General features: G+C 61.4%; 18 protein-coding genes. 5 read left to right on the top strand and 13 right to left on the bottom strand.

Translation table 11 applies throughout. From position 1 onward, the window contains the following. Positions 1–53: 53 nt before the first annotated feature. The 10 genes from ACA044_RS16175 to ACA044_RS16130 form a co-directional block, all read right to left on the bottom strand. Positions 54–650, bottom strand: a complete 597-nt coding sequence (locus ACA044_RS16175; protein ID WP_497442315.1) for a glutathione S-transferase — start codon at positions 648–650, stop codon at positions 54–56. After that, positions 647–4288 (bottom strand): AAA family ATPase, encoded by a 3642-nt coding sequence (locus ACA044_RS16170; RefSeq protein WP_497442314.1) that lies wholly within the window; start codon positions 4286–4288, stop codon positions 647–649. The genes ACA044_RS16175 and ACA044_RS16170 overlap by 4 nt, the downstream gene beginning before the upstream one ends. Beyond that, on the bottom strand, positions 4285–5529 hold the full coding sequence (locus ACA044_RS16165; protein WP_497442313.1) for an exonuclease SbcCD subunit D C-terminal domain-containing protein: 1245 nt from the start codon (positions 5527–5529) through the stop codon (positions 4285–4287). Before ACA044_RS16165 ends, ACA044_RS16170 begins: the two co-directional genes overlap by 4 nt. A gap of 274 nt (positions 5530–5803) precedes the next feature. Beyond that, positions 5804–7456 (bottom strand): BatD family protein, encoded by a 1653-nt coding sequence (locus tag ACA044_RS16160; protein ID WP_497442312.1) that lies wholly within the window; start codon positions 7454–7456, stop codon positions 5804–5806. Continuing rightward, positions 7453–9186 (bottom strand): tetratricopeptide repeat protein, encoded by a 1734-nt coding sequence (locus ACA044_RS16155; protein ID WP_497442311.1) that lies wholly within the window; start codon positions 9184–9186, stop codon positions 7453–7455. Before ACA044_RS16155 ends, ACA044_RS16160 begins: the two co-directional genes overlap by 4 nt. Further along, the gene (locus ACA044_RS16150) at positions 9183–10277 is read right to left on the bottom strand and encodes a vWA domain-containing protein (protein ID WP_497442310.1); all 1095 of its coding nucleotides are present in this window, start codon (positions 10275–10277) and stop codon (positions 9183–9185) included. Before ACA044_RS16150 ends, ACA044_RS16155 begins: the two co-directional genes overlap by 4 nt. Next, positions 10270–10764: a DUF4381 domain-containing protein gene (locus tag ACA044_RS16145; protein ID WP_497442309.1), complete on the bottom strand. Its 495-nt coding sequence runs from the start codon at positions 10762–10764 to the stop codon at positions 10270–10272. The genes ACA044_RS16150 and ACA044_RS16145 overlap by 8 nt, the downstream gene beginning before the upstream one ends. Continuing rightward, the gene (locus ACA044_RS16140; RefSeq protein WP_497442308.1) at positions 10761–11705 is read right to left on the bottom strand and encodes a DUF58 domain-containing protein; all 945 of its coding nucleotides are present in this window, start codon (positions 11703–11705) and stop codon (positions 10761–10763) included. Before ACA044_RS16140 ends, ACA044_RS16145 begins: the two co-directional genes overlap by 4 nt. 5 nt (positions 11706–11710) lie before the next feature. Further along, positions 11711–12670 carry an AAA family ATPase gene (locus ACA044_RS16135; RefSeq protein ID WP_007901181.1) on the bottom strand — a complete coding sequence of 320 codons (960 nt, stop codon included), beginning with the start codon at positions 12668–12670 and terminating at the stop codon, positions 11711–11713. Positions 12671–12986: 316 nt separating this feature from the next. Then, the gene (locus tag ACA044_RS16130) at positions 12987–13340 is read right to left on the bottom strand and encodes a hypothetical protein (protein WP_497442307.1); all 354 of its coding nucleotides are present in this window, start codon (positions 13338–13340) and stop codon (positions 12987–12989) included. Positions 13341–13895: 555 nt separating this feature from the next. On the opposite strand from ACA044_RS16130, the gene ACA044_RS16125 reads away from it, so the two are divergent. Continuing rightward, complete coding sequence (locus ACA044_RS16125) at positions 13896–18815, top strand: NAD-glutamate dehydrogenase (RefSeq protein WP_497442306.1); 4920 nt, start codon at positions 13896–13898, stop codon at positions 18813–18815. A 203-nt stretch (positions 18816–19018) separates the two neighbouring features. Here ACA044_RS16125 and ACA044_RS16120 read toward each other — a convergent pair whose 3' ends face one another. Continuing rightward, positions 19019–19438, bottom strand: coding sequence for a cupin domain-containing protein (locus ACA044_RS16120; RefSeq protein ID WP_497442305.1), 420 nt, complete (start codon positions 19436–19438; stop codon positions 19019–19021). 237 nt (positions 19439–19675) lie between these two features. Here ACA044_RS16120 and ACA044_RS16115 point away from each other — a divergent pair, with 237 nt between their 5' ends. Next, positions 19676–20785 carry an NAD(P)/FAD-dependent oxidoreductase gene (locus tag ACA044_RS16115; protein ID WP_497442304.1) on the top strand — a complete coding sequence of 370 codons (1110 nt, stop codon included), beginning with the start codon at positions 19676–19678 and terminating at the stop codon, positions 20783–20785. Between the two features lie 277 nt (positions 20786–21062). Next, positions 21063–21569: a DinB family protein gene (locus ACA044_RS16110; protein WP_497442303.1), complete on the top strand. Its 507-nt coding sequence runs from the start codon at positions 21063–21065 to the stop codon at positions 21567–21569. 147 nt (positions 21570–21716) lie between these two features. On the opposite strand, the gene ACA044_RS16105 is transcribed toward ACA044_RS16110, so the two are convergent. Both ACA044_RS16105 and ACA044_RS16100 read right to left on the bottom strand, forming a co-directional pair. After that, positions 21717–23111, bottom strand: coding sequence for a sensor histidine kinase (locus tag ACA044_RS16105; protein ID WP_497442302.1), 1395 nt, complete (start codon positions 23109–23111; stop codon positions 21717–21719). Continuing rightward, the gene (locus tag ACA044_RS16100) at positions 23089–23772 is read right to left on the bottom strand and encodes a response regulator transcription factor (protein WP_052966859.1); all 684 of its coding nucleotides are present in this window, start codon (positions 23770–23772) and stop codon (positions 23089–23091) included. Before ACA044_RS16100 ends, ACA044_RS16105 begins: the two co-directional genes overlap by 23 nt. A 161-nt stretch (positions 23773–23933) precedes the next feature. On the opposite strand from ACA044_RS16100, the gene ACA044_RS16095 reads away from it, so the two are divergent. Together ACA044_RS16095 and ACA044_RS16090 are read left to right on the top strand one after the other, a co-directional pair. Continuing rightward, positions 23934–24257 carry a YdcA family protein gene (locus ACA044_RS16095; protein WP_497447235.1) on the top strand — a complete coding sequence of 108 codons (324 nt, stop codon included), beginning with the start codon at positions 23934–23936 and terminating at the stop codon, positions 24255–24257. 193 nt (positions 24258–24450) lie between these two features. Continuing rightward, on the top strand, positions 24451–25389 hold the full coding sequence (locus tag ACA044_RS16090) for a hypothetical protein (protein ID WP_497442301.1): 939 nt from the start codon (positions 24451–24453) through the stop codon (positions 25387–25389). The last annotated feature ends 128 nt before the right edge of the window (positions 25390–25517 follow it).

Raw genomic sequence — 25517 nt, 5'->3', positions numbered from 1 at the left:
CGACTGCTCCGCAGCCGAGCGGGAGCAAGCTCCCTCGCCACAAGTGCGCGGTGTTATTTCTGCATCACGCCGGTAAACAGGTCTGACTCCAGAAACCGTTGCAACCAGGCCTGCAATCGCACATAAGGCGTCTGCCCGAACCACTCGCGATCTACATGGGCGAATTGCCGTACGAACGGCATCAAGACGACATCCGCCAGGCTCGGGTGCTTGGCCAGCAAGTAGTCGCGCCCCTCCAGTAATTCATCCAGCTTGCGCAAGAACACCTCGCCCTCTGAGCGGTAAAACACCATCGGCTGCTCGGGATAACGTTCGGCGTACTTGTAGCGATTCAGGTGCACCTTGAACACTTGATCGTTCTCTTCGATCAATGTAGCGCTGCGTTGCTGTCCTTGCGGATCATCCTTGAGCAACCAGTCCTGCGGATCGTTCTGCGCCAGCGCCCAGCGCATGATCTCCAGGCTTTCATCGATCACCCGGCCGTCCACACTCAGCACCGGCACCGTGCCTTTGCTCGACAGTGCGAGCATTTCGGCCGGCTTGGCCTTGAGGCTGACCTCGACGATATTCACCTCAACCCCCGAATAGCGCAGGGCCATGCGTGCGCGCATGGCGTAGGGGCAGCGGCGGAACGAATACAGCGTATTCATTTCACCTCCAGCGTACTCAGGCCGTTGCCTTGGCGGTGGACCTGAATCTGCACCGGAATCCGCTCATGCATTTCCTGCACATGGGAAATCACCGCGACCTTGCGTCCCTGCGCTTGCAGGCCGTCGAGGGCGTCCATGGCCAGTTGCAGGGATTCCGGATCGAGACTGCCGAAGCCTTCGTCAATGAACAGCGATTCGATTTTCAGCGTGCTCGAAGCCATCGACGCCAAGCCGAGCGCCAGGGCCAGCGATACCAGGAACGTCTCGCCGCCGGACAGCGAATGCACCGAGCGCAGTTCATCGCCCATCTCGGTGTCCATCACCAATAACCCGAGCATGCTTCCGCCACGTTTCAACCGATAGCGCCGCACCAGTTGCCGCAACTGAACGTTGGCGTGATGCACCAGCAGGTCGAGGTTGTAGGCCTGGGCGATTTTGCGGAAGGTGTCGCCGGTGGCCGAACCGATCAGCGCATTCAAGCGTGCCCAGCGCTGATACTCGGTGTAGGCGTCGGCGATCTGTTGCGCCAGTGCCTGATTGGCATTCTGTCGACGCTGATCCTCGGCCTGTTCGGCGCGCAATTCGGCGCAGCGGTGCTCGCTGGCGGCGAACAGGTTTTGCAGCTCGTCGAGCGCCGTGGCCAGTTGTTCGGCCTCCAGATTGCCGTTGTGCTGCGCCTGATGATCGAGCAGGCGTTGATCACGCTCCTGCAACAGCACCTTGGCCTGCTCGATGGCTTTTTCGCTCTGCTGCAATCGCTGACGCAGTTCGCTGACCTGTTGATCGTCGACGCTCAATAGATCTTCCAGCCCGCCGTCGTCCAGCTCTGGATGTTGCGCGCGCCAGTCGGCGATCTTGCCGCTCAACTCGCGGTCTTCGGTTTCGAGCGCCTGCGAGCGTTCCTGCTGTGCCTTGAGCTCGGCGGCCAGTTGCACCAACCGCGTGCGCACGGTTTGCAGTTCCTGATTGGCCATCGCTTCGGCATTGCGCGCCTGCTCGACGGCCTGATCCAGTTGCTGCTGCCACTGTTCGGCGCTGGCGTGTTCGCCCAGCAGTTGAGTCAGTTTTTGCTGGCAAGCCTGTTGCTGCCCGGCCAGCACCGTGAACTGCTGCTGTGTGGCCTCCAGTTGCTGGATACGGGTCTGTTGACGATCCTGCTCTTTTTCCAGTGTCTGCTGACGTTGTTGCTGTTCGCCGAGTTCATCGCGTTGCTGGTCGAGTTGTTCCAGGCGCTGGGCGATCTGCTGGTCGAGTTGCATGAAGGTTGCCGCAGGCTCATTGCGCAAGGCTTCCAGCGTCTCGGCTGGCAGCAAGGTGCTGAACGCCGCCAGCTCTTCGTCGAGGCGTTGACGATCGTTGCTCAATTCCCGTTGCTGGTTAATCAGGTGTTGTGTCGCCTGTTGATTCGCCGTTTCGGCACTGCGCAGTTGCTGCGCAAGGCGCGCGGCATCCTGTTGCAGGGTGAGCAGGGCGGTTTGCCGTTGTTCATCCTGCGTGATGCTCTGGTTCAACTGGCTGCTTTGTTGGGTCAGCCAGGCATCGCGTTTGCTTGCGTCCTGGGCCAGCAGTTGAGCGGACAGTGGGTGCGCTTCCAGGGTCGGCGTCAGGCCTTGTTGCTGAGTCGCGAGCTGTTCTTGCTGTTGCAGCAATTCCTTTTGCTGGGCAATCAAACCGCCGACTTCGGCGCGCAAATCGGTGAGTTTTTCCTTGAGCAGGTCCACCGCTTTCTGGGCGTTGGCTTGTTCGCTTTCATCATGCCGGCCGAGGCTTTGCAACAAGGCTTCGGGCTGATGATAAGGATGGTCGGGGCTGCCACAAACCGGGCACGGCTGATCGTCCTGCAACTGCGCACGCAGTTCTTCAACGCTGGCACTGCGCGCCAGACGCTGACGTTCCAGCAGTTCGCGGGTGACGGTCAGGGTCTGTTCGGCGACGGTCAGCTCGGCCTTGGTCTTCACGCCGTCCTGGGTCAGACGATCGCGGTCTTGCTGAGCAGCGAGCTGGCGCTGCTGCAGCTCGGCGCCACGTTTGTCCAGTTCCTGCTGGCTGGCCCACAGTCGTGTCAGCTCTTCAAGCGCCCGCAGTTGCTTGCGGTTGTCCTGCAGCAGACTGCCGAGAATCTGAATCTGCTCGGCCACCGCTTCAGGCTCGGCGCCGGCCTCTTTGTACAGCACCTCAAGGCTTTGGCGCTGAGTGGCCAATTCCTCGGCGGCGCGGGTGGCGCCTTGCTCCAGGGCGGCCAATTCGGCCTGACCCTTGTTCAGGCGATTACCGATCAGCATCAGTTGCTGCAGACGATTGCGGTAGGCGTTCCAGGCATCGCTCAATGGCGCCAGATGGGTGCTTTGCTCAAGCTCACCGGCAATCCGCTGTAACCGTTCGGCGACCTGTTTCTGTTGGTCGAGCAAAGCCTGAATCGTCCCCTGACCCTGAGTGCAGGCCTGTTCCGCCTGCTGCTTATGGTCGGCACTGAGGCTTGCATCCTTGACCAGGCGGGCGAGGGTACTTTGTTCTTCAAAGGCCTGCCGCAGCAACGGTGCGCTGTTGCTGTGTTGGCTTTGCGCTTCGGTCAGCGCCGTTTGCGCAGCGCTCAGGCTCTGTTCGAGTTGAGTCTGTCGCTCGGTCAGCTCGCTTTGCTGTTGCGTGTGCTGCTGAATCTGCGCTGCCAGCGGCGTGAGCTGGACGGTAAGTTCGGTCTTGCGCGCGAACTGATGCCGTTGCGGGGCCAGTTGCTCCAGGCGAGTCAGCTTCAAGCGCTCGCCGGCCAGGCTGTTCCAGTGTTGCTGGGCGGAGTGCACTTGCTCGGTGGCGCTTTGTTGCGCGTCCTGCAACTGGCGCAGGTCCTTGAGCCAGGTGTGTTGCAACTCCAACTGTTTGAGCTGCGCCTGCTGGGTCTTGAGTTGCTGCTGAGCGTCGTTGAAGCGCTCATCGAGTTCGGCCCGGGCTTCGGGCGACAGTGGCGTGACCCCGGTGGCCTGGTCCTGCAACAGCTTGTGGGCTTCGCGAGCTTCTTTGGTCTTGTCGAAGGCGCGGCGACCCAGACGGGTGTAAAGCGCGGTGTCGGTGAGCTTTTCCAGCAGTTCGCTGCGGTCGTTGTCGTCAGCCTTGAGGAAGGCGCTGAACTCGCTCTGGGCCAGCATTACAGCGCGGGTGAACTGTTCGAAGTTCAGGCCCAACGCGGCTTCGAGCTGAGCTTTGTATTCGCCTTTCTGGCTGGCCAGCAGTTGATCCTGATCGATGTCGCGCAGGCTCTGGCGACTGGCTTGCAGCTTGCCACCGGCCTTTTCCCGGGCGCGATTGGCCTCCCAGCGAGCGCGATAGCGGCGACCGTCGATGCCGACGAAATCCACTTCGGCATAACCTTCGCCGGTGCCACGACGTAGCAGCGTGCGAGGATCGCCGGTGCCGATTTCGCCATCGGCGTCCGGAACCTTGGCGTCGCGGCCGGTATTGTTCAGGCGCGGCACGGCGCCAAACAGCGCCAGGCACAGGGCGTCGAGCAGGGTGCTTTTGCCGGCGCCGGTCGGCCCGGTAATCGCGAACAGTCCGGCGCTGGCCAAGGGTTCAGCAGTGAAGTCGATTTCAAACGGCCCGGCCAGGGAGGCGAGGTTTTTCAGGCGGATCGCGAGGATTTTCATGGCTGTTCGCTCTCCATCTGCACGTCTTGCAACAGCTCGGCGAAGTCCTTGAGCGTTTGCTCGTCGACCTCGCTGCCGTAGTTGTCCTGCCACGCGCGGCTGAACAGTTCCTGGGGCGAAAGCTGATCCAGTTCGATCAAGGTTGTGCCGTCATCGACGCCGTCGCGGCTGCCATTGCCGGCGTACTCGGCGGCAATCCGCACCAGCCGCACGGCTTTGCCTTGCAGGGCGGTTTCCACTTGATGGCGCAGGTCCGGTTGCGGTTCATCGAGACGGACCCGCACTTCCAGCCACGGCTGGCGCTGGGTATCAGCGAGCAGGTCGATATTGGGCAGGTCGGCCAGTTGCAGCAGGATTTCCGCCAGCGGTGCCGGGCCGAGGCGTTGCAGGTTCACTGGTCGGGGGATCAGTTTTGATTCGACGCTGACCAGGGTTTCGCCATCCAGTTTGATGTCGAGAATCTGATGCTGATAACCGATCTCGGAGAACGACAACGGAATCGGCGAGCCGCTGTAGCGGATGCGTTCTTCACCGTTGACCTTCTGCGGTTTGTGCAAATGTCCGAGGGCGACATAGCTGATGCTCGGCCCGAACAGGCTGGCGGGCAGGGCTTCGGCGTTACCGATGATCAGGCTGCGTTCGGAATCTTCCGAGACCGAACCGCCGGCCATGTGCGCGTGGCTGATGGCGATCAGCGCCTGGCCCGGTTTGCGCTTGGCGTTCGCGGCTTCGATCAGCCATTCATGGACCTGGCCGATGCCGCGCAAGTAGTTATCACCTAAATGCGCACCGGTCACTTCGGCGGGGCGCAAGAATGGCAGCGCCAGGCACCAGGCGGCGATTTCGCCGCTGGCGTCAGGCAACGGCAATAACAGCCGTTCGGCATCCAGTTGGCCGTCATCGAGCCACAGCACGCGACCGAGGGCGTGAGTGCGCAAACGGCGCATCAACGGCGCGGGCAGTTCGATCCGCGAACCGGAATCGTGGTTGCCGGCGATCATTACGATGGTCAGCAAGGGTTGTTGTTCGTGGGCGCTGACGATGAAATCGTAGAGGCGTTCCTGGGCTTTGACCGGCGGGTTGACCGTGTCGAAGATATCGCCGGCGATCAGCAGCACATCAGGCTGGTCCAGCTTCAGCTGGCTCAGCAGCCAGTCAATAAAGCAGGCGTGTTCGAAATCGCGATCCTGGCCGTGCAGGTTCTGCCCAAGGTGCCAGTCGGAGGTGTGAAACAGACGCAAGGCGTACTCCGCAACAAAATAAGGTGATGGCCGCGAGGAAAAGGGTGGCGGCTAAAGAGGGGAGAGTTTACTGGCAAACACAGGGGATGTGGTCAGACACTGATTTTGTGGCGAGTGGGGCTTCCTGTGGCGAGGGGGCTTGCCCCCGTTGGGGCGCGAAGCGCCCCCCTACAACTCTTCAGGCTCACCGAGTTGCCTGGATTCACGACTGCTTCGCAGCCGAACGGGGGCAAGCCCCCTCGCCACAACAGCTCATTCATTCCATTGAGCGGGATTATTTGGGATAAAGCGGCGGCAACCCGGTGTCACCGACCAGGTCTTGAATCCCCTCGGCCGTCGGGATCGCACGAATTGCGCGCCAGAGTTCTTCGCCTTGCCAGTACTGGCCGGTCTCGCTGTAGAGCGCGCCGTTCAAGCCGTCGAGGGCGTCGGACAAGGGTACGAAGCGCGCCGCCATGTCGGCCAGGGTTTCCGGTTGTTGCCGGGCCCAGGCGTCGAGGGCCTGGCGGGTGGCATGGGAGTCGTTGGCCTGACAGGCGCGTTTGAGGTCGTCGAGCAGGGTGCGTGGGCTCGGGCCAGTCTGCGCCGCTCGCAGGATTGCCGGTTGCGAGCGGGCGCGCCACCAGAGGCCGAAGCCCAGCAGGGTGGTGCAGGCCAGGGTCACGGTGCTGAGTTTCCACCACCAGAGGGCTTCGTTGTTGGCCCCAGGCATCACCTGTGGGCTGCCTGTCGGGGTGTCGACGATCAAGCTCGGATTGCTCGACACTTGCAGCGTGCGGGCCGGCAGGCTGCTGTGTTCCAGGTGATCCTCGAAGGTGTTCCACCAGACCACTTCAACGCTTGGCAATTCAATGGCGCCGGTGCGGGTCGGCACCAGAGCTTCACGGTCCTCACGACTGCCGATCAAACCGCGTTCGCTGTCCTGGTTGACCAGCACCGGTTGATCCGGGTAACGCCGCAGGCCGTTGATCTCTGTGGCGGGCAAGGGGGGCAGTTGGGAGCTGGCGAGGCCTTCGGCGTTCAAGGTCAGGCTGCGGGTCAGCGAGTAGCCGACCTGCGCATTATCCGGTTCCGGGCTCCAGCTTTCGCTCAGGCTCAGGCTGCGGGCCGGCAGCCAGGGAACATCGGCCGGATACGTGCCGGGTTTGGCCTTGACCGTCAGCGGGATCTCGGCAGATTTGACGCGCATTTGCTTGCCCGGTTTCGGCCCTTGGGGTGTCGCGTCCTGGGAGGGCCGGGTATCGACTGGCGTGGCACTGAACATCTGCGCCGGAATGGTTAATTCACCGCTGTGTTGCGGGTAGATCGCGTAGCGTATTTCGATCACGCCATGGCGCAATCCGTTGATGACTTTTTCGTAGGTGCGCGACTCGCCCAGCTGTTCGATGCGCGCATCGGGAATTTGTAACGGGGTCAGGCTGCTGTCGTCGTACAGCGACACCGAATGGTAAATGCGCAAGGTCAGGATCGCCTGAGCCTGCACATAGACGCTGTTCTGGTCGAGGCTCGCCTCGATGAACACCGGCGCCAGTGCGTTGCTGCTGTCCTGGGTTTCGCTCTCGATCACCTGCACGGTAATCGGCTGGCTCTGGACGTCGCCCAGTTGCAGCGACGGAATCACCACGCTGCCGTTTTGCCGGGGCAGCAGGGTGATGATCCAGCGGGTGGTCGCTTGAGTGTCGCCGTTGAGGGTGTTCAGTTGGTTGACCTGACGGGTGCCGCGCACTTCGAACAGCGGCTCCAGCGGGGTCAGGTCGGGTTTGCCGAACTGGGTCACGTCGCTGGATTCCAGGGTCAGCTCGACCGTCTCGCCGGAATTCAGGCGGCTGCGGTCGACACTGGCGACCAACCCCGCAGCCTGGGCCTGAACGGTGCAGAGCAACAGGGTGGGCAGCAATGCGAGCAAGAAGGCGGTGAAGCGGTTCATCGAGTTTTTCCCTGATCCTGATGTTGTTGCTGTTCGTACCAGAATTTGCGCTTGAGCAGTTCGCCGGGGTCATCCGGGATCTTGCGCAGCCATTGCTCCAGCGCCTGGCGCTGTTCGCCTTCGATCATGTCGCTGGCCGGGCGTCGCGGTGGCGTGGTGCTTTGCTCATCGCCCACGCTGCCCGGGACTTCATTGGCGCCCGGTTGCGGTGGCGTCGTGGGCGGCTGCTCGGCGTCCGGCGTGGTTTGCTCGGCGTCGGCTTTCGGCTCGCCATTGCTTGGTTGGGTGGCGCTGCCCGGCGGCGGTTCCTGGGTGATGGTTTCGGTTTTACCATCGGCGGTTTTGTTTGGCTCAACGGGTGGCGTTGTGGTTTTCTGCTTGAGCAGGCTTTCCACCAGTGCCTTGTTGGTCAGGGCCGGGCGCAGATCCGGTTGACGTTCCAGCGCTTGATCGTAAGCATCCAGCGCCGCTTCCAGCTCACCGCTTTTGGCCAGGGCATTACCCCGATTGTAGTGGGCGTGGGCATCGGTGCCTTGGGCAAACCGCTGGGCGGCGCCACTGTAGTCGCCGGCGTTATAGAGCGCCACACCTTGCCACTGCGGATCTTCGAAATGCTGCGCGGCCTCGGCCGGGCGCTTTTGTTTGAGCAAGTGCAGGCCTTGCTGATCGGGACGCAGCCACAAGTCTTCGAAATCGAAGGCGTAACTCGGTTGCGGCAGCATGAACAGCAGCGGCAGGCAGAACAGCCAACCCCGGCGCCCGGCACAGGCTGCCAGTAATAACAGTGGCAGCAACAGCCAGTAGCCCTGATCGGCCCAGGTGTCGAGGCGCAATGTCTGGCCGTCGTTGCGCAGATCCCGTGGGCCATCGAGCAGGCCAAGGCCGCGCAGGTCGGCATCGTCCAGACGCGCCTGGCGATAACGTCCGCCCAGGCCGTTGGCAAAGGCTTTCAGGCTGGGGCCGTCCAGACGGGGCACCAGAATTGCGCCCAGGTCATCCTTGAGGAAACTGCCGTCGTCCTGCGCGACCGGCGCACCTTCGGCGGTGCCGATACCGAGCATCAGAAATTGCGTGGACTTGTCGTCCAGTGCCTGACGAATCCCTTGGCGTTCCTGTTCCGTCAGCGACGAACCGATCAGCAGGATCCGGCCCTGGCCGAGGGCGCCCTGATCCAGCAGCGCCAGGGCCTTGGCCACCGCCAGATCGGCACGATGACCCGCCTGGGGCATCAGCGACGGTTTGAGTGCATCCAGCAGGTTGCGGCTGGTCGACAGGTCATCCGACAGCGGCACCAAGGTGTGAGCACTGCCGGCGTAGACGACGATTGCGGTCTGCGCATCGCTGCGGTTTTGCAACAGGTCGAACAGTTTGCGCCGAGCCTGTTCCAGCCTGTTCGGCACAACGTCGGTGGCGAGCATTTCCGGGGTCAGCTCAAGCAATACCACCAGCGGGTCGGCGGGTTTCTGGCTGTTTTGTTCGACGCGCTGCCAACTCGGCCCCAGCAGGGCCAGCACGGTCAGCACCCAGGCCAGGCCGAGGGCGACCCACGGCAGTTTGCTCTCGCGACCGCTGCCACCACTGAACAGTGCGGCATGGAAGGCCGGTGGCAGAATCATTTGCCAGCGGCCAGCGCGCTTCTGCCGGTGCCAGAGTTGCCAGAGCAACCAGCCCAGCAACGGCAACAACAGCAGCCACCAGGGGCGGAACCAGTGCGGCCAGAGCGCAATCATCGGCGCCTCCGCAGACGCAGGCGTTTGAGCCGCTGACGCCAGTCGGGCCGTTGCGTTTGTAGAAACCGCTCTTTGGTAAACAACTCCTTGGTAAACAGCCGTTGCAACGGGTTATCCGGCCAGCGCACGCGGATCACCAACAGCATGCTCAACAGCAGTGCCATCGCCAAAGGCCAGTGATACAACGCTTGGGCCGGGCGGGCCTGGGTGGGTTGCTGGGTTACCGGCTCCATTTTGTCGAGCGTGCTCTTGATTGCCTGCAATTCCTGACCGTCGTGGGCCCGGAAGTATTGGCCGCCGGTGGCTTCGGCGATGGCTTTCAAGGCCGGTTCGTCGAGGTCCAGGCTCGGGTTGATGCCGAGGAAACCCAGGGTGCCGCTTTGTTCCGGATCGGCGCCGATGCCGATCGGGTAGATCTTCACGCCTTCCTTGGCCGCCAGGCGTGCGGCGGTCAGCGGATCGATTTCGCCGCCGTTGTTGGCGCCGTCGGTGACCAGAATCAGTACGCGGCTTTGTGCCGGACGTTGACGCAGGCGTTTGAGGGCCAGGCCGATGGCGTCGCCAATGGCAGTGTTCTTGCCGGCGATGCCGATCCGCGCTTCGTCGAGCCACACCCGCACGGTGTGCCGGTCGAAGGTCAGCGGTGCTTGCAGATAGGCCTGGCTGCCGAACAGGATCAACCCGACCCGATCGCCGTCGCGACTTTCGAGAAAATCACCGAGCAAATGCTGCACCAATGACAGTCGGCTGACGTCTTCGTCCTGCCATTGCATGTCGGGGAAATCCATCGAGCCGGACACGTCCACCGCGACCAGCAAGTCGCGGCCACTGGCGGCAATCGGCAGGGGTTCGCCCAGCCATTGCGGGCGCGCGGCGGCGATCAGCAGCAACAGCCACAGCAAAATGAACGGCGCTTGCTGACGCCAGGCCGGCAGATTCGCCCGGGCACGGCGGCGGGCCAGGCCTTCGAGGTCGCTGAGGAAGCTGACTTTGAGCGCCGGTTCGCCACTGTCGGCCACCGGCAGCAGCACCCGCATCAGCCAAGGCAATGGCAGCAGGGCGAAGATCCACGGCCAGGCGAACTCAAACATGTTTGCGAATCCAGGTGTCGACGGCTTGAGTCAGGCCAGCGATGGCCTTGTCGTCGAGTTTGCATTCGGGTTTGTAGGCGCCTTCCACCAGTACCATCCAGCGCGTGAGGCCGGCGGCCGGGCAGCGGTTATCGAGGAACGCCAGCCATTTGCGCCCGTTAAGGGTGTGGCTTTGGCTGTAGGGGTAATGGTTGCGGCACAGGCGTTTGAGCAAGCCATTGAGTTGCTGCAGCCAGGCACCGGCCGGGGCACCGTCGTAGGGTTTGGGCATCAGGGCGAGTTCGGCCAGGGCGGCGAGACGCACCGGGTCCAGCGGTTGTTCGGCGCGCACGATGGGGCGCTTGTTCGGAATGAAACGGCGCAACTGCCACAGGCCCAAACCGATCAACGGCAGTAATAACAGCAAGAGCCACCAGCCCGGCGCCGGCGGCCAGAAGCCGATCGGTGGTGGGGAAATCAGCGGTTGCAGTTGATCGATACTGCTCATCGACCTTTCCCCGGACGTTGAGGGTTCAGGTATTCGCGCAGTTGCTCGACCATTTCGCTTTGGGTGCTCAATGGCATCAGCAACACCCGCAGCTTCTGCGCCAGTAATTCCCAGCGGGCGATGCGCGCTTCCGCTTGTGCGCGATAGGCCTGGCGCAAGTCGAAATTCAACGTGTCGAGCTCCAGCTGCGCACCCCGTTCCGCGAAGCGTAAAAGCCCGGCGGCGGGCAGGGCATGATCCAGCGGATCGGACACGGGTAGCAGCAACAGGTCGCAATGGCGTGACAACAGGCTCAGTTGCTGTTCGGCGCTGTCGGACAAGGCGCGTTCGTCGCAGATCACGATCACCAGGCTGCCGGGGCGCAATACTTCTCGGGCGCGGCGCAGGGCAATGCCGAAGGCGTCGCGATCCGGCTCGCGTTCGGTGTGCAGCGACTGATTGACCCGCACCAGTCGGTTGAGCAATTGCAGCAGGCTCTGTTTGCTGCGTCGCGGCTTGATCTCGTAGTGCTCGTTGTCGCCAAACACCAACCCGCCGACCCGGTCGTTGTGGCCCAGCGCGGCCCAGCCAATCAGGCTCGCCGCTTGGGCCGCAAGCACTGACTTGAACATCAGCCCTGAGCCGAAAAACAGCCGACAGCTCTGTTCGACCATGATGAAGATCGGTCGCTCGCGTTCTTCGTGGAACAGCTTGGTGTGGGGTTCCTGGGTCCGGGCGGTGACGCGCCAGTCGATGCTTCGCACATCATCACCGGCCTGATAGACCCGCACCTGATCGAAGTCCACCCCGCGCCCGCGCAGTTTGGAGTGGTGCAGGCCGATCAGCGGGCTGCGCTGGCTCGGCGTGGAAAACAGCTGCACTTCGCGCACGCGATGGCGCATCTCGATCAGCTCGGCGAGGCTGACACGGATGCCCGGCTCGGGCGGCAGGAGGGCGTTCATCGGGGTCAAGCGACGGCTACGACGTCGAGAATCCGCTGGACCACCCGGTCCTGGTCGATGCCAGCGGCTTCGGCTTCAAAGGAAAGAATGATGCGGTGGCGCAACACATCGAACAGCACCGCCTGAATGTCTTCCGGGCTGACGAAGTCGCGACCGGCGAGCCAGGCATGGGCCCGGGCGCAACGGTCCAGGGCAATGGAGCCACGCGGGCTGGCGCCGTAGGCGATCCATTCGGCCATTTCCGGGTCGAACTTGGCCGGGGTGCGTGTGGCCATGACCAGCTGCACCAGGTATTCCTCCACGGCGTCGGCCATGTACAACCCGAGGATTTCCTTGCGCGCGGCGAAGATCGCCTGCTGGCTGACCCGGCGTTCGGGTTTGGTTTCGCCATGCAGTGCTTCGCCGCGGGCCTGTTGCAGAATCCGGCGCTCGACGGCGGCGTCAGGGAAGCCGATTTTTACGTGCATCAGGAAACGGTCGAGCTGGGCTTCGGGCAGCGGGTAGGTGCCTTCCTGCTCGATGGGGTTTTGTGTGGCCATGACCAAAAACAGCGGCGACAGGTCGTAGGTGCTGCGCCCGACACTGACCTGGCGTTCGCCCATGGCTTCAAGCAGGGCCGACTGGACCTTGGCCGGGGCACGGTTGATTTCGTCCGCCAGCACCAGGTTGTGGAAGATCGGGCCTTGCTGGAACACGAAGCTGCCGGTTTCCGGACGATAGATTTCCGTGCCGGTGATGTCGGCCGGCAGCAGGTCGGGGGTGAACTGGATGCGATGAAACTGTGCTTCGATGCCTTCGGCAAGCTCTTTGATGGCCTTGGTCTTGGCCAGCCCCGGGGCGCCCTCGACCAGCATGTGGCCGTCGGCAAGCAAGGCGATGAGCAAACGCTCGATGAGTTTTTCCTGGCCGAGAATCTGCGTTGAAAGAAAGGTTCGCAGCGCGAGCAGCGCTTCACGATGTTCCATCGATGACTGTTCCTGGAAAGGGTGACCGAAGACGTTCGAATAACGCTAGGGCTGGGGGCGTTACTTTAATCCATCGCGGGGGGCGGCGACTAACGGCATTTTGTGCAAAATGCGGGAATTGATGGGCGAAATTGTTGGAAATTTGTAGGGGGTGGGTATTGCGGTGTTCTTTTGGACGCCTTCGCGGGCAAGCCTCGCTCCTACAGTACAAAGGCTGCCGCGATAGGGTGTCCGAACAAAGGCTGCCGCGATTTGGTGTCCGACTCAAAACCTGTAGGAGCGAGGCTTGCCCGCGAAGGCGCCGGTTCAGCCACCATCAGAGTTCGCTGATGTAAGTACCAGTCCCCTTGAGAATGTTCTGCAGCGTTTCTTCCACTTCAGCCAGATCCTGCGCATCGGTGCGGTGCAGGATTTCCAGCGAATCATTGCCATCGAGCGCATCGGCGTCCGCGGCGGCGATTTCGATCAGCAGGCGGTCAGGGCTGAAGGTGACTTTCACGCCGTCCAGGGCCGAAGGCTTGTCGTGGAAGATGATCTCCAGCTCATCCTCGTCCGGAAAGCGGCTCATCAGGAACATTTCGCCGTCGACGCTGGTGCAGCAGAGCATGGCCAAGTTGTCTTCTTCTTCGTCGCACGGGTTGACGATCAAGAGGTCGGTTGTCATTTGCATGGGAAAATCCTGGCTCGGCGAATGTGGTGAACGCTACAAAAGGCGATTCTGCCAGCCCTGGAGAATTTCTGCTCGGCTGAGTGCCAGTGTATGCGTCGTGAACATCCTCTGTGTTACTGGTCATTTCTGGCACGAAGGTGCCGTAAAACCGGGCATAAAGTGCCCATTTTCCTACACGACTGCTAGTGTTATTCGAGGCATGGATCGCCGTTTACGTGTCGATGACCGAATATGTCGCAGCGCTGCAAGCATGGCCCTTGCTGCACTCGTTAAGCTGCGCAACGGATGAGCACCCGTAAAGGTATTGCCGATGGCGCCGATAGCAGCTTCGAAATGGTAGCTTTGAAACGGTAGCTTTGGAACGTTATCCCGGCAGTCGTTTTTGCAGATGCCCATTCAATGGAAGGTGAATGTGACCTGAGTGTCTCGTCCAGCTTCACCCACCTGTCATCCTGTTTCCTCTGCCCGAGAATCAGGAACAGGGTGACGGATTGCCCCGAAAGGGGTTTGCACGCGACGCTTCCATCAATAACAAGCCCAAGCGGAGTACCACAGATGGCGTTCTTCACCGCAGCCAGCAAAGCCGACTTCCAGCACCAACTGCAAGCGGCACTGGCGCAGCACATCAGTGAACAGGCACTGCCACAAGTGGCGCTGTTCGCTGAACAATTCTTCGGCATTATTTCCCTGGACGAACTGACCCAGCGTCGGCTTTCCGACCTCGCCGGCTGCACCCTTTCTGCGTGGCGCCTGCTTGAGCGCTTCGATCACGCGCATCCGCAAGTGCGCGTCTATAACCCCGATTACGAACGCCATGGCTGGCAGTCGACCCACACCGCGGTCGAAGTGCTGCACCACGATCTGCCGTTTCTGGTGGACTCGGTGCGTACCGAGCTGAACCGTCGCGGCTACAGCATTCATACCCTGCAAACCACTGTGCTGAGCGTGCGTCGCGGCAGCAAGGGCGAGCTGCTGGAAATCCTGCCCAAGGGCACCCAGGGCGAAGGCATTCTGCAAGAGTCGCTGATGTACCTGGAAATCGACCGTTGTGCCAACACGGCCGAACTCAATGTCCTGACCAAGGAGCTGGAGCAGGTTCTCGGTGAAGTCCGCGTCGCGGTCGCCGATTTCGAACCGATGAAAACCAAGGTCCAGGAGCTGATCGAGGGCATCGACAACAGCCAGTTTGTCGTCGACGCCGACGAAAAATCCGAAATCAAGAGCTTCCTGGAATGGCTGGTGGGCAACCACTTCACCTTCCTGGGCTACGAAGAATTCGTGGTCGGCGAAGATCAGAACGGCGGTCACATCGAATATGACCAGAACTCGTTCCTCGGCCTGACCAAACTGCTGCGCGCCGGCCTGACCGTCGATGATCTGCGCATCGAAGACTACGCCGTCAACTACCTGCGCGAGCCGACGCCGCTGTCGTTCGCCAAGGCTGCACACCCTAGCCGTGTACACCGTCCGGCGTACCCGGATTACGTGTCGATCCGCCAGATCGATGCCAATGGCAAGGTCATCAAGGAATGCCGCTTCATGGGCCTGTACACCTCGTCGGTGTATGGCGAAAGCGTGCGGGTCATTCCTTACATCCGTCGCAAGGTCGAAATCATCGAACAGCGTTCGGGCTTCCAGGCCAAGGCTCACTTGGGCAAGGAACTGGCCCAGGTGCTTGAAGTGTTGCCGCGCGACGACTTGTTCCAGACTCCAGTGGACGAGCTGTTCACCACTGTGATGTCGATCGTGCAGATCCAGGAACGTAACAAGATCCGCGTGTTCCTGCGTAAAGACCCGTACGGCCGCTTCTGCTACTGCCTGGCCTACGTGCCGCGCGACATCTACTCCACCGAAGTGCGCCAGAAGATCCAGCAAGTGCTGATGGATCGTCTGAAAGCCTCGGACTGCGAGTTCTGGACCTTTTTCTCCGAGTCCGTGCTGGCCCGTGTGCAACTGATTCTGCGGGTCGATCCGAAGAACCGTCTGGACATCGACCCGGTTCTGCTGGAAAAAGAAGTGGTGCAGGCCTGCCGCAGCTGGCAGGACGATTACGCGAGCCTGGTGGTCGAGAGCTTCGGCGAAGCCCAGGGCACCAACGTGTTGGCGGACTTCCCGAAAGGCTTCCCGGCGGGTTACCGCGAGCGTTTCGCAGCCCACTCGGCTGTGGTCGACATGCAGCACCTGTTGAGCCTGAACGAAAAGAATCCGCTGGTCATGAGCTTCTATCAGCCGCTGGCTCAGGTCTCCGGTCAGCGCATGCTGCACTGCAAGCTGTATCACGCCGATACCCCGCTGGCGTTGTCCGACGTGTTGCCGATCCTGGAAAACCTTGGCCTGCGCGTGCTGGGTGAGTTCCCGTATCGCCTGCGTCACAGCAGCAGCCGCGAGTTCTGGATTCACGACTTCGCGTTCACCGCCGCCGAAGGCCTGGAACTCGACATCCAGCAACTCAACGACACCTTGCAGGACGCTTTCGTCCACATCGTGCGTGGCGATGCCGAAAACGATGCGTTCAACCGCCTGGTGCTGACCGCCGGCCTGCCATGGCGCGATGTGGCGCTGCTGCGTGCCTACGCGCGTTACATGAAGCAGATCCGCCTGGGCTTCGACCTGGGTTACATCGCCAGCACCCTGAACAACCACACCGACATCGCTCGCGAGTTGACCCGGTTGTTCAAGACCCGTTTCTACCTGGCGCGCAAGCTCACCGGCGACGATCTGGAAGACAAGCAGCAACGCCTGGAACACGCGATTCTGGCGGCACTGGACGATGTTCAGGTGCTGAACGAAGACCGTATCCTGCGTCGTTACCTGGACCTGATCAAAGCGACCCTGCGGACCAACTTCTACCAGACCGACGCCAACGGTCAGAACAAGTCCTATTTCAGTTTCAAGTTCAACCCGCACCAGATTCCAGAGCTGCCCAAGCCAGTACCGAAGTTCGAAATCTTCGTTTACTCGCCTCGCGTCGAAGGCGTGCACCTGCGCTTCGGCAACGTTGCTCGTGGTGGTCTGCGCTGGTCCGACCGTGAAGAAGACTTCCGCACCGAAGTCCTGGGCCTGGTAAAAGCCCAGCAAGTGAAGAACTCGGTCATCGTACCGGTGGGTGCGAAGGGCGGCTTCCTGCCGCGTCGCCTGCCACTGGGCGGCAGCCGTGACGAGATCGCGGCCGAGGGCATCGCCTGCTACCGCATCTTCATCTCGGGCCTGTTGGACATCACCGACAACCTGAAAGACGGCGCGCTGGTACCGCCGGCCAACGTCGTGCGTCATGACGACGATGACCCGTACCTGGTGGTGGCGGCGGACAAGGGCACTGCGACCTTCTCCGACATCGCCAACGGTATTGCCATCGACTACGGCTTCTGGCTCGGTGACGCCTTTGCGTCCGGCGGCTCGGCCGGTTACGACCACAAGAAGATGGGCATCACCGCCAAGGGCGCGTGGGTCGGCGTACAACGCCACTTCCGCGAGCGTGGCATCAATGTTCAGGAAGACAGCATCACTGTGGTAGGCGTCGGCGACATGGCCGGTGACGTATTCGGCAACGGCTTGCTGATGTCCGAAAAGCTGCAACTGGTCGCTGCATTCAACCACCTGCACATCTTCATCGACCCGAACCCGGAGCCTGCCAACAGCTTCGCCGAGCGTCAGCGTCTGTTCGATCTGCCGCGTTCGGCCTGGTCGGACTACGACACCAGCATCATGTCCGAAGGCGGCGGGATCTTCTCGCGCAGCGCAAAAAGCATCGCGATTTCCCCGCAGATGAAAGAGCGCTTCGACATTCAGGCTGACAAGCTGACCCCGACCGAACTGCTCAATGCCTTGCTCAAGGCGCCGGTAGATCTGTTGTGGAACGGCGGCATCGGTACTTACGTCAAAGCCAGCAGCGAAAGCCACGCCGATGTCGGCGACAAGGCCAACGATGCACTGCGTGTGAACGGCAACGAACTGCGCTGCAAAGTCGTGGGCGAGGGCGGTAACCTCGGTATGACCCAGTTGGGTCGTGTCGAATTCGGCCTCAATGGCGGCGGTTCCAACACCGACTTCATCGACAACGCCGGCGGCGTGGATTGCTCCGACCACGAAGTGAACATCAAGATCCTGCTGAACGAAGTGGTACACGCCGGTGACATGACCGACAAGCAACGTAACCAGTTGCTGGCGAGCATGACCGACGAAGTCGGCAACCTGGTGCTCGGCAACAACTACAAGCAGACTCAGGCCCTGTCCCTGGCGGCACGCCGTGCCTTGCCGCGGATTGCTGAATACAAGCGTCTGATGAACGACCTGGAAGGCCGCGGCAAGCTGGATCGCGCCATCGAGTTCCTGCCGGCTGAAGAAGCGATCAACGAGCGCGTCGCGGCGGGCCATGGCCTGACCCGTGCCGAGCTGTCGGTGCTGATCTCCTACAGCAAGATCGACCTCAAGGAAGCGCTGCTCAACTCCCTGGTGCCGGACGACGACTACCTGACCCGCGACATGGAAACCGCTTTCCCGCCGACGCTGGTGAGCAAGTTCTCCGACGCCATGCGCCGTCACCGTCTGAAGCGCGAAATCGTCAGCACCCAGATCGCCAACGATCTGGTGAACCACATGGGCATCACCTTCGTTCAACGACTCAAAGAGTCGACCGGCATGAGCCCGGCGAACGTGGCCGGTGCTTACGTGATCGTGCGTGACATTTTCCATCTCCCGCACTGGTTCCGTCAGATCGAAGCCCTGGACTACCAGGTTTCGGCCGACGTACAACTGGAGCTGATGGACGAGCTGATGCGTCTGGGCCGCCGCGCTACGCGCTGGTTCCTGCGCAGCCGTCGCAACGAGCAGAACGCTGCCCGTGACGTCGCCCACTTCGGTCCGCACCTGGCGGCGTTGGGCCTCAAGCTCGACGAACTGCTGGAAGGCCCGACTCGCGAAGGCTGGCAGACCCGCTACCAGGCCTACGTCGCTGCTGGCGTGCCTGAGTTGCTGGCGCGCATGGTTGCAGGCACCACTCACCTGTACACCTTGCTGCCGATCATCGAAGCTTCGGATGTGACCGGCCAGAACGCAGCGGACGTGGCCAAGGCCTACTTCGCCGTGGGCAGCGCGCTGGACATCACCTGGTACCTGCAACAGATCAGTGCTCTGCCGGTTGAAAACAACTGGCAAGCCCTGGCCCGCGAAGCGTTCCGTGATGACGTCGATTGGCAACAACGTGCGATTACCATCTCCGTCCTGCAACAGGGCGACGGCACCCAGGACGTGGAAACACGCTTGGCGCTGTGGATGGAAGAGCACGAAGGCATGATCGAACGCTGGCGCGCCATGCTGGTGGAAATCCGTGCCGCCAGCGGCACCGACTACGCCATGTACGCGGTGGCCAACCGCGAACTGCTGGACCTGGCGTTGAGCGGTCAAGCGGTAGTGCCTGCCACTACCACTACCACTACCACTGCCACTGTCAGCGCCGAGTTGGAACCGGCTGCCTGATCAGGCGTTGAATGAAAAAGCCCTGTCTCGAAAGAGATGGGGCTTTTTTTTTGTCTGAGATTTGCAGCGGCTGGGCGGGCCTCTTCGCGGGCAAGCCTCGCTCCTACAAGGTGAGCGGCGAATGAACGACACCTACCATGTAGGAGCGAGGCTTGCCCGCGAAGAGGCCATCAGCCGCACCGAGGCCTTTTTATGTACAGCGATCAGTTTTCCAAAGGAATCAACACGTTCTCATCCGGGGCCAACACCATGAACACCAGCAGCTTGGCGGGTTGGGTGGCGCTGGCATTTTTCGAGACCAGATGTTCCGACCCGGCCGGCTCGTACCAGAACTCGCCTGTCTTGTAGGTGATCGCTTTTTCACCTTTGACCTGGGAGATGATCTCCCCCGAAAGCACATAGGCCATGGCGGTGCCCTCGTGCTTGTGAGCGATGGACGATTGGCCCGGTTGGTAATCGACTTCGATCATCAAGGCTTTTTTGCCTGGTGCGTTTTTCAGCATCTGGTCCTGCAGGACGGTGACCTTTTCTGAAGGCGCGGCGGTTTCGTGGGCGAATGCCGAGGCTGAAACGCTCAGTGTCAGGGCGGCGAGAGGGGCTGTAAAAAAACGAAGCGCATTCATGGGTGATTACCTGAGGTGGTGAGTCGTCAGGGACCACAGTAAGCCGCGCTATCGGGTCATCAAACAGCCAATTTTCGGGAAGGTGGAGGGACCATTCACCGACGCCACATTACCGGTAGCAGCCTCGCGGGCTCGGCAGCTGCTACAAAGGGTGCGTTGTGGCTTGCAGGCCTGGCGATTTTTTCCAGCCTCGTCGATTATCGGGAGCGAGGGCTGGCTGGAATGTATGGAGGGCAGGTGAGCGTCGATATTGAATGCGTGGTGATCGGGGCAGGCGTGGTCGGGCTGGCGGTGGCCAGAGCCCTGGCCCGGACCGGGCGAGGAGTGATTCTGGTCGAGGCGGGTGAGGGGATTGGCGTGGGCATCAGTTCGCGCAACTCGCAAGTGATCCACGCCGGGATCTATTACCCGAGCGGTAGTCTCAAGGCGCAATTGTGCGTGGAGGGCAACCAACGGCTATACGCCTTCTGCGATGAGCGCGGCGTCGACTACCAGCGTCTCGGCAAGCTGATCGTGGCCACTGATGACCAGCAGCGCCATGCCTTGCAGGCATTGCTTGAGCAGGGCCGGCGCAACGGCGTCGATGATCTGCAATGGCTGGATGCCGGACAGGCGCGGGCGCTGGAACCGGCCTTGTCCTGCGTTGCCGCGCTCTGGTCGCCGTCCACCGGCATCGTCGATTCCCATGCCCTGATGCTGGCGCTTCAGGCAGACGCCGAAGCGTGCGGTACTTCGATGGCCTTTCACACGCCATTGGAATCGGCCCGTTGCACCGAGCACGGTTTCGAACTGCACATGGGTGGGGCTCAGCCGATGACGTTGAGCTGTCGTCAGTTGATCAACTGTGCGGGACTGTCCGCGCCTGAAGTGGCGAGTCGGATCGAAGGCTTGCCAGCGCGGCACGTTCCCAAGGCCTGGCTGTGCAAGGGCAGCTATTTCAGTTTCAGCGGTACGGCGCCGTTCCGGCATCTGGTTTACCCGGCACCGGAAAGCGCCGGGCTGGGCGTGCACATGACCCTGGACCTGGGCGGTCAGGCGCGTTTCGGGCCGGATGTCGAATGGGTCGATCAGATTGATTACCGCGTCGATCCCCGTCGTAGCGCCGGTTTCTATCAGGCGATCCGGCGTTACTGGCCGGCGTTGCCCGATGACAGCCTGCAACCGGCCTACAGCGGCATTCGCCCGAAAATCAGCGGGCCGACCGAGCCGGCCGCCGACTTCGTCATCAGTGGCCCGGACGCCCATAGTGTGCCGGGGCTGGTCAACCTGTTCGGCATCGAATCTCCAGGGCTGACCAGTTGCCTGGCGCTGGCCGAACGGGTGGTGCAGCGTCTGATCCTGATTTAATTCGCGAAAATCCTGTAGCCGCTGACCCGATGTGGGAGCGGGCCTGTGGCGAGGGGGCTTGCCCCCGTTGGGCTGCGAAGCAGCCCCAAAATCGCTGAAGTACCAAAGATTTTGTGAGTGCTACGCACTCAAACGGGGGCAAGCCCCCTCGCCACAGGCCCGCTCCCACATTGGGCCAGCGGCTCGTTGCGCGAAGGTGCCGGTTATCAGTGTCTGCGATGCCATTCACCGTGGAGGCTATTCTTGGCAATGCGCCCATCGCTATGGGAGACCTCTGATGATCAACGTACGCACTGCCCGCATGCTCGCCGATTACAGGCGTTGGGCCGATCAGCGACTCTTCGACAGCCTGATGGCGCTGCCACCGGAGGAGCTCAATCGCAAACGGGTGTCGGTGTTCAACAACATGATCGGCACCTTGAACCACATCTACGTGGTGGACTGCATCTGGCAAGCCCATCTGGAGGGCCGAGGGCACGACTTCAAAACGTCCCATGACCTGCTCCATACCGAACTCAATGAGCTGCGAATGGCGCAACAGGAGATCGATCAATGGTTCTGTGGGTGGAGCTCGGCCCAGACTGACGAATCGCTGGATAAACCCATCGAATTCACCTCGGTGTCGGGGGAATACGGGGTCATGAGCGCCGGCGCCATGCTGTTGCATGTGGTCAACCACGCCAGTTATCACCGGGGTTGGGTGGTCCAGATGTACGTCGAGATTCCGGCCTTACCACCGATCACCGACCTGCCGGTGTTTCTGCGCGAAGTCCCTGGGTATTGAATCGAGTTTCCCGGCCCAAGCAAATCTAATGTGGGAGCGGGCTTGCTCGCGAATGCGGACTGCTAGTCGACAATGATGTTGTCTGGCACACCGCTTTCGCGAGCAAGCCCGCTCCCACATGGGATCTTCTTTGTGATGGGGATTGTGTCAAGCCTGGGGAATCAGGCTCTGCCGGCAATCGAGTACCAGATGCGCGCCACCCAACTCGCTGCTGCCCACTTCCAGCGTAAACCCGTGCAGGCTGACAATGGCCGCGACGATTGACAGGCCCAGGCCGAAACCGCTTTGCGGATGCCCCCCCTCGGTGCGGTAGAAACGCTGAAATACTGCTTCGCGCTCGGCCAGCGCAATGCCGGGGCCGGAGTCGAATACTTCAATCCGTGCATGCCCAGCGTCATTCACTCCACGCAAAATCACCTCGCCACCCGGTGGCGTGAATTTGATCGAGTTGCTCAACAAATTCGCCACGGCTTCGAACAGCAGCGCCCGATCGCCGTTCAACTGTGGCAGGGACTCGGGTAGTTGCAGTTGAAACGTCAGTTCGCCTTCTTCCGCCAGTGGCAGGTAAAAGTCATGCAGCTCTTGCAGCAACGGCACCGGGTCCAGTTGCACGAAACCGGAGCGGCGCTGGCGATCTTCCAGCTCGGAAATCCGCAGCAGGCCACGGAAACGCGCCATTAGGGTATCGGCCTCGCCGAGCACGGAATCCAGTTGCACGGCCAGCGTCGAACCGTCATCGGCCTGCTGCTTAATCCGGTACAGCTGCGCCCGCAGGCGCGTCAGCGGCGTGCGCAGGTCATGGGCAATGTTGTCGCACACACCCTTGACCTCGTTCATCAAGCGCTCGATGCGTTCGAGCATGGCGTTGACGATGGCGGCGAGCATGTCCAGCTCATCACGGCGGTTGGACAGCGGCAGGCGCCGGGTCAGGTCGCCGGCGACGATGGCTTCGGCGCTGGCCTGGATCGCCCGAATCCGCTGCAGCGGACGCCGCCTCAATAAATGCCAGCCGGCGATGCCGGGCAGAATGGTCAGCGACACGCCCCACAGCAGCGCGTGCAGAATGATCCGGGTGACGGCAAACAACGAACCGTTGTCCCGCACCAGCACCAGCCAGCGCCCGTCCAGGGTGCGGGTCGCCACGGCGTCGCAGCTGTCGGCGGGCAGGGTTGGGTCGCTGGAGTCGGCGCAGTCGCTGAGCATGTGAATCTTGCCATCCAGCGGCAGGCCCTGGGGGATTTGACGCAAGGCACCGCTGAGGTAGCGTTGCTGGTCATCGAACAGGCCATAAGCATCGATGCCGCGAATGTCGAAGGTCATGCTGGCGGCGAGGGCATCCACCAGTTGTTCGCCCTGGAAGCGCGAAAACAGATGCTGACGTTGCATCAACGAATGCTTGGCCAGGGTGTCCAGGTAGCTGGACACCTCGTAGTACATGACCCCCATGAGAATCCCGCTCCAGGCCACGAACAGCGAACTGTAGAGTGCCAGCAAGCGGCTGCTGGAGGAGCGCCAGCCTTTAGAGGGGTTCAGCAATGACATAACCCGAGCCTCGCACGGTCCGAATCAGTGGGACTTTGCCTGGCGGGTCGATTTTCTTGCGCAGACGGCCGATGTGCACGTCGATCAGGTTGGTGCCGGGGTCGAAGTGATAACCCCAGACCTCTTCGAAAATCATCATCCGTGACAGAATCTGCCCGGTGTTGCGCATCAGAAACTCCAGCAACTTGTACTCGGTGGGCAACAGCGTCAGCAACTGGCTGTCGCGGCTGGCCTCGTGGCTGATCAGGTTCAGCTCCAGATCGGCCACGCGCAATGTGGTGGCCTGGGCGGTCACGGTGTTCTGCCGGCGCAGCAAGACTTCGACCCGGGCCGCCATTTCATCGGTGGCGAACGGCTTGGTCAGGTAATCGTCGCCGCCGGCGCGCAAGCCGCGCACCCGTTCATCGACATCGGAAAGAGCGCTGATCATCAGGATCGGCGTGGCCACGCCCATGGTGCGCAGGGTGGTGACAATCGCCAGACCATCGAGCTCCGGCAACATTCGGTCGAGGGTAATCAAGTCGTAGTCGCCGCTGACCGCGCGCTCCAGGCCTTCGCGGCCATTGTCGACCCAATCCACGTCAAGGCCGTGGCTGCTCAGTTCGGCGACGATCTCCCGGGCGGTCACAGCGTCGTCTTCGATGGTCAAGATGCGGGTCATAGGGCTTGCCTGATTATCGGTTCAATACGAAGTGGGGTTCATTTTGCCAAGAATTACGCACGGCTTTTTAAATTAACTTTCATGTTGCCTCGTGAGCTCGGCCGGAACGTTGATATCATCCGGCCATAACTCTAAAGGGAAGCTGCACTGTGCGCACTTTAATGGTTCGTGGCTGGATGCCGATGTTTCTGCTGTTGCTGTGCATGTTCGGCTCATCCGCCTGGGCTGCCAACACGCCGTGTTCGGGGAAGAAGGGCGGTATCGATCGTTGCGACGGCGAGCTGTTCCTGTGCAATGACGGCTCCATCAGCGGCTCGAAGAAAAGTTGCTCGGCGATGTTTGGCGGTAAAGACCAGGCGCGTCCGCAAACGCTGTTGCAGGATTCCGATGGCTGCGCCTGCGGCACCAGTACGTTCTGCACCGGGCCCAGAGGCGGGGTGTATTGCCTGACGCCCAGTGGCAACAAGAGTTACAAACGCAAGTAATTCATGCAGTCAACAAAGCACGCAATGCATAAAACCCGCCGAAATGGCCGGCTCCTTGCAAACTGCATGACCCTGAGAAGTTCATTGTTTTCAACGCATTGAAATAGAACGATTTATTTAAGTAGCGCGACTGGCACGCTGACTGCATTTGCTCGTTTGACGAGTTGTAACACCTGCCTGGAGCACTACAACAATGAACAGATCCTCTGATGGTTTTTATCCTGCCGCAGATGAGTCCAGCACGCTATCGGGTGTGTCCTGGGGCGCGATATTCGCCGGGGCCGCGGCTGCGGCGGCGTTGTCGCTGATCCTTGTGCTGCTCGGTTTTGGTCTGGGTTTTTCGATGGTTTCGCCGTGGGCCCATGAAGGCGTCAGCGCCAAGGGGATGGGCATCTCGACGATTGTCTGGCTGGCCTTTACCCAAATCGTGGCGTCTGGGCTCGGTGGTTACATCGCCGGTCGCTTGCGGGTGAAGTGGGCCTACATGCACGGCGATGAGGTTTATTTCCGTGACACGGCCCATGGCTTCCTGGCCTGGTGTGTGGCGACATTGGTGACCGCGACCCTGGTGGTCGGCTCGGTCAGCAACATCGTCAGCGGTGGCGTGCAGGCAGGGGCGACGGTCGCCGGCGGTGCCGCCAATGCCATGACCCAGGCTGCCGGCAGAGCGGTTGGTAATACCGACAGTGACCCTTACGGTTACTTCGTCGACAGCCTGTTTCGCGATGATCGGCCAGTCGCCGTCAGCGAGGACGCCGTCAATGGCACCGTCACCCGCATCTTCGTGCGCAGCCTGCGCAACGACGGTCAATTGGCGCCCGAGGATCGGGCCTACCTGGCGCAATTGGTCGCGCAGCGGACCAACCTGACCCAAGCGGATGCCGAGCGTCGTGTCGATGAAGTCTATGGCCGCACCCAAAAAGCCGTAGCCGACGCCAAACTGGCGGCTGACACCGCGGCCAAAATCGCTGCCTGGACAGCGTTGTGGATGTTCGTCGCGCTGCTGGCCGGTGCGTTTTTCGCCAGCCTCGCCGCGACTTTCGGCGGTCGTCGCCGGGACGCCGTGGAGTATCTGGAAACTGATGCCTACGTGACCACCACCACAACCACGACGTTGCCACCTGTTCGCTAACCCAGGAGAACTACCATGCGCTCATTACTGCTGTTCTTTCTCGGGGTACCGATCCCGATCATCATTCTGATTGCCTTGCTCACGTGACCCCTTTGAGGCACTTGCCTGCGCCGCTTCCTCCTCTGGTA

It is taken from the genome of Pseudomonas sp. LBUM1673, assembly GCF_059695645.1.
The sequence above is the reverse complement of the archived record's forward strand: the minus strand, read 5'-3'. Positions and strand labels throughout refer to the sequence as shown.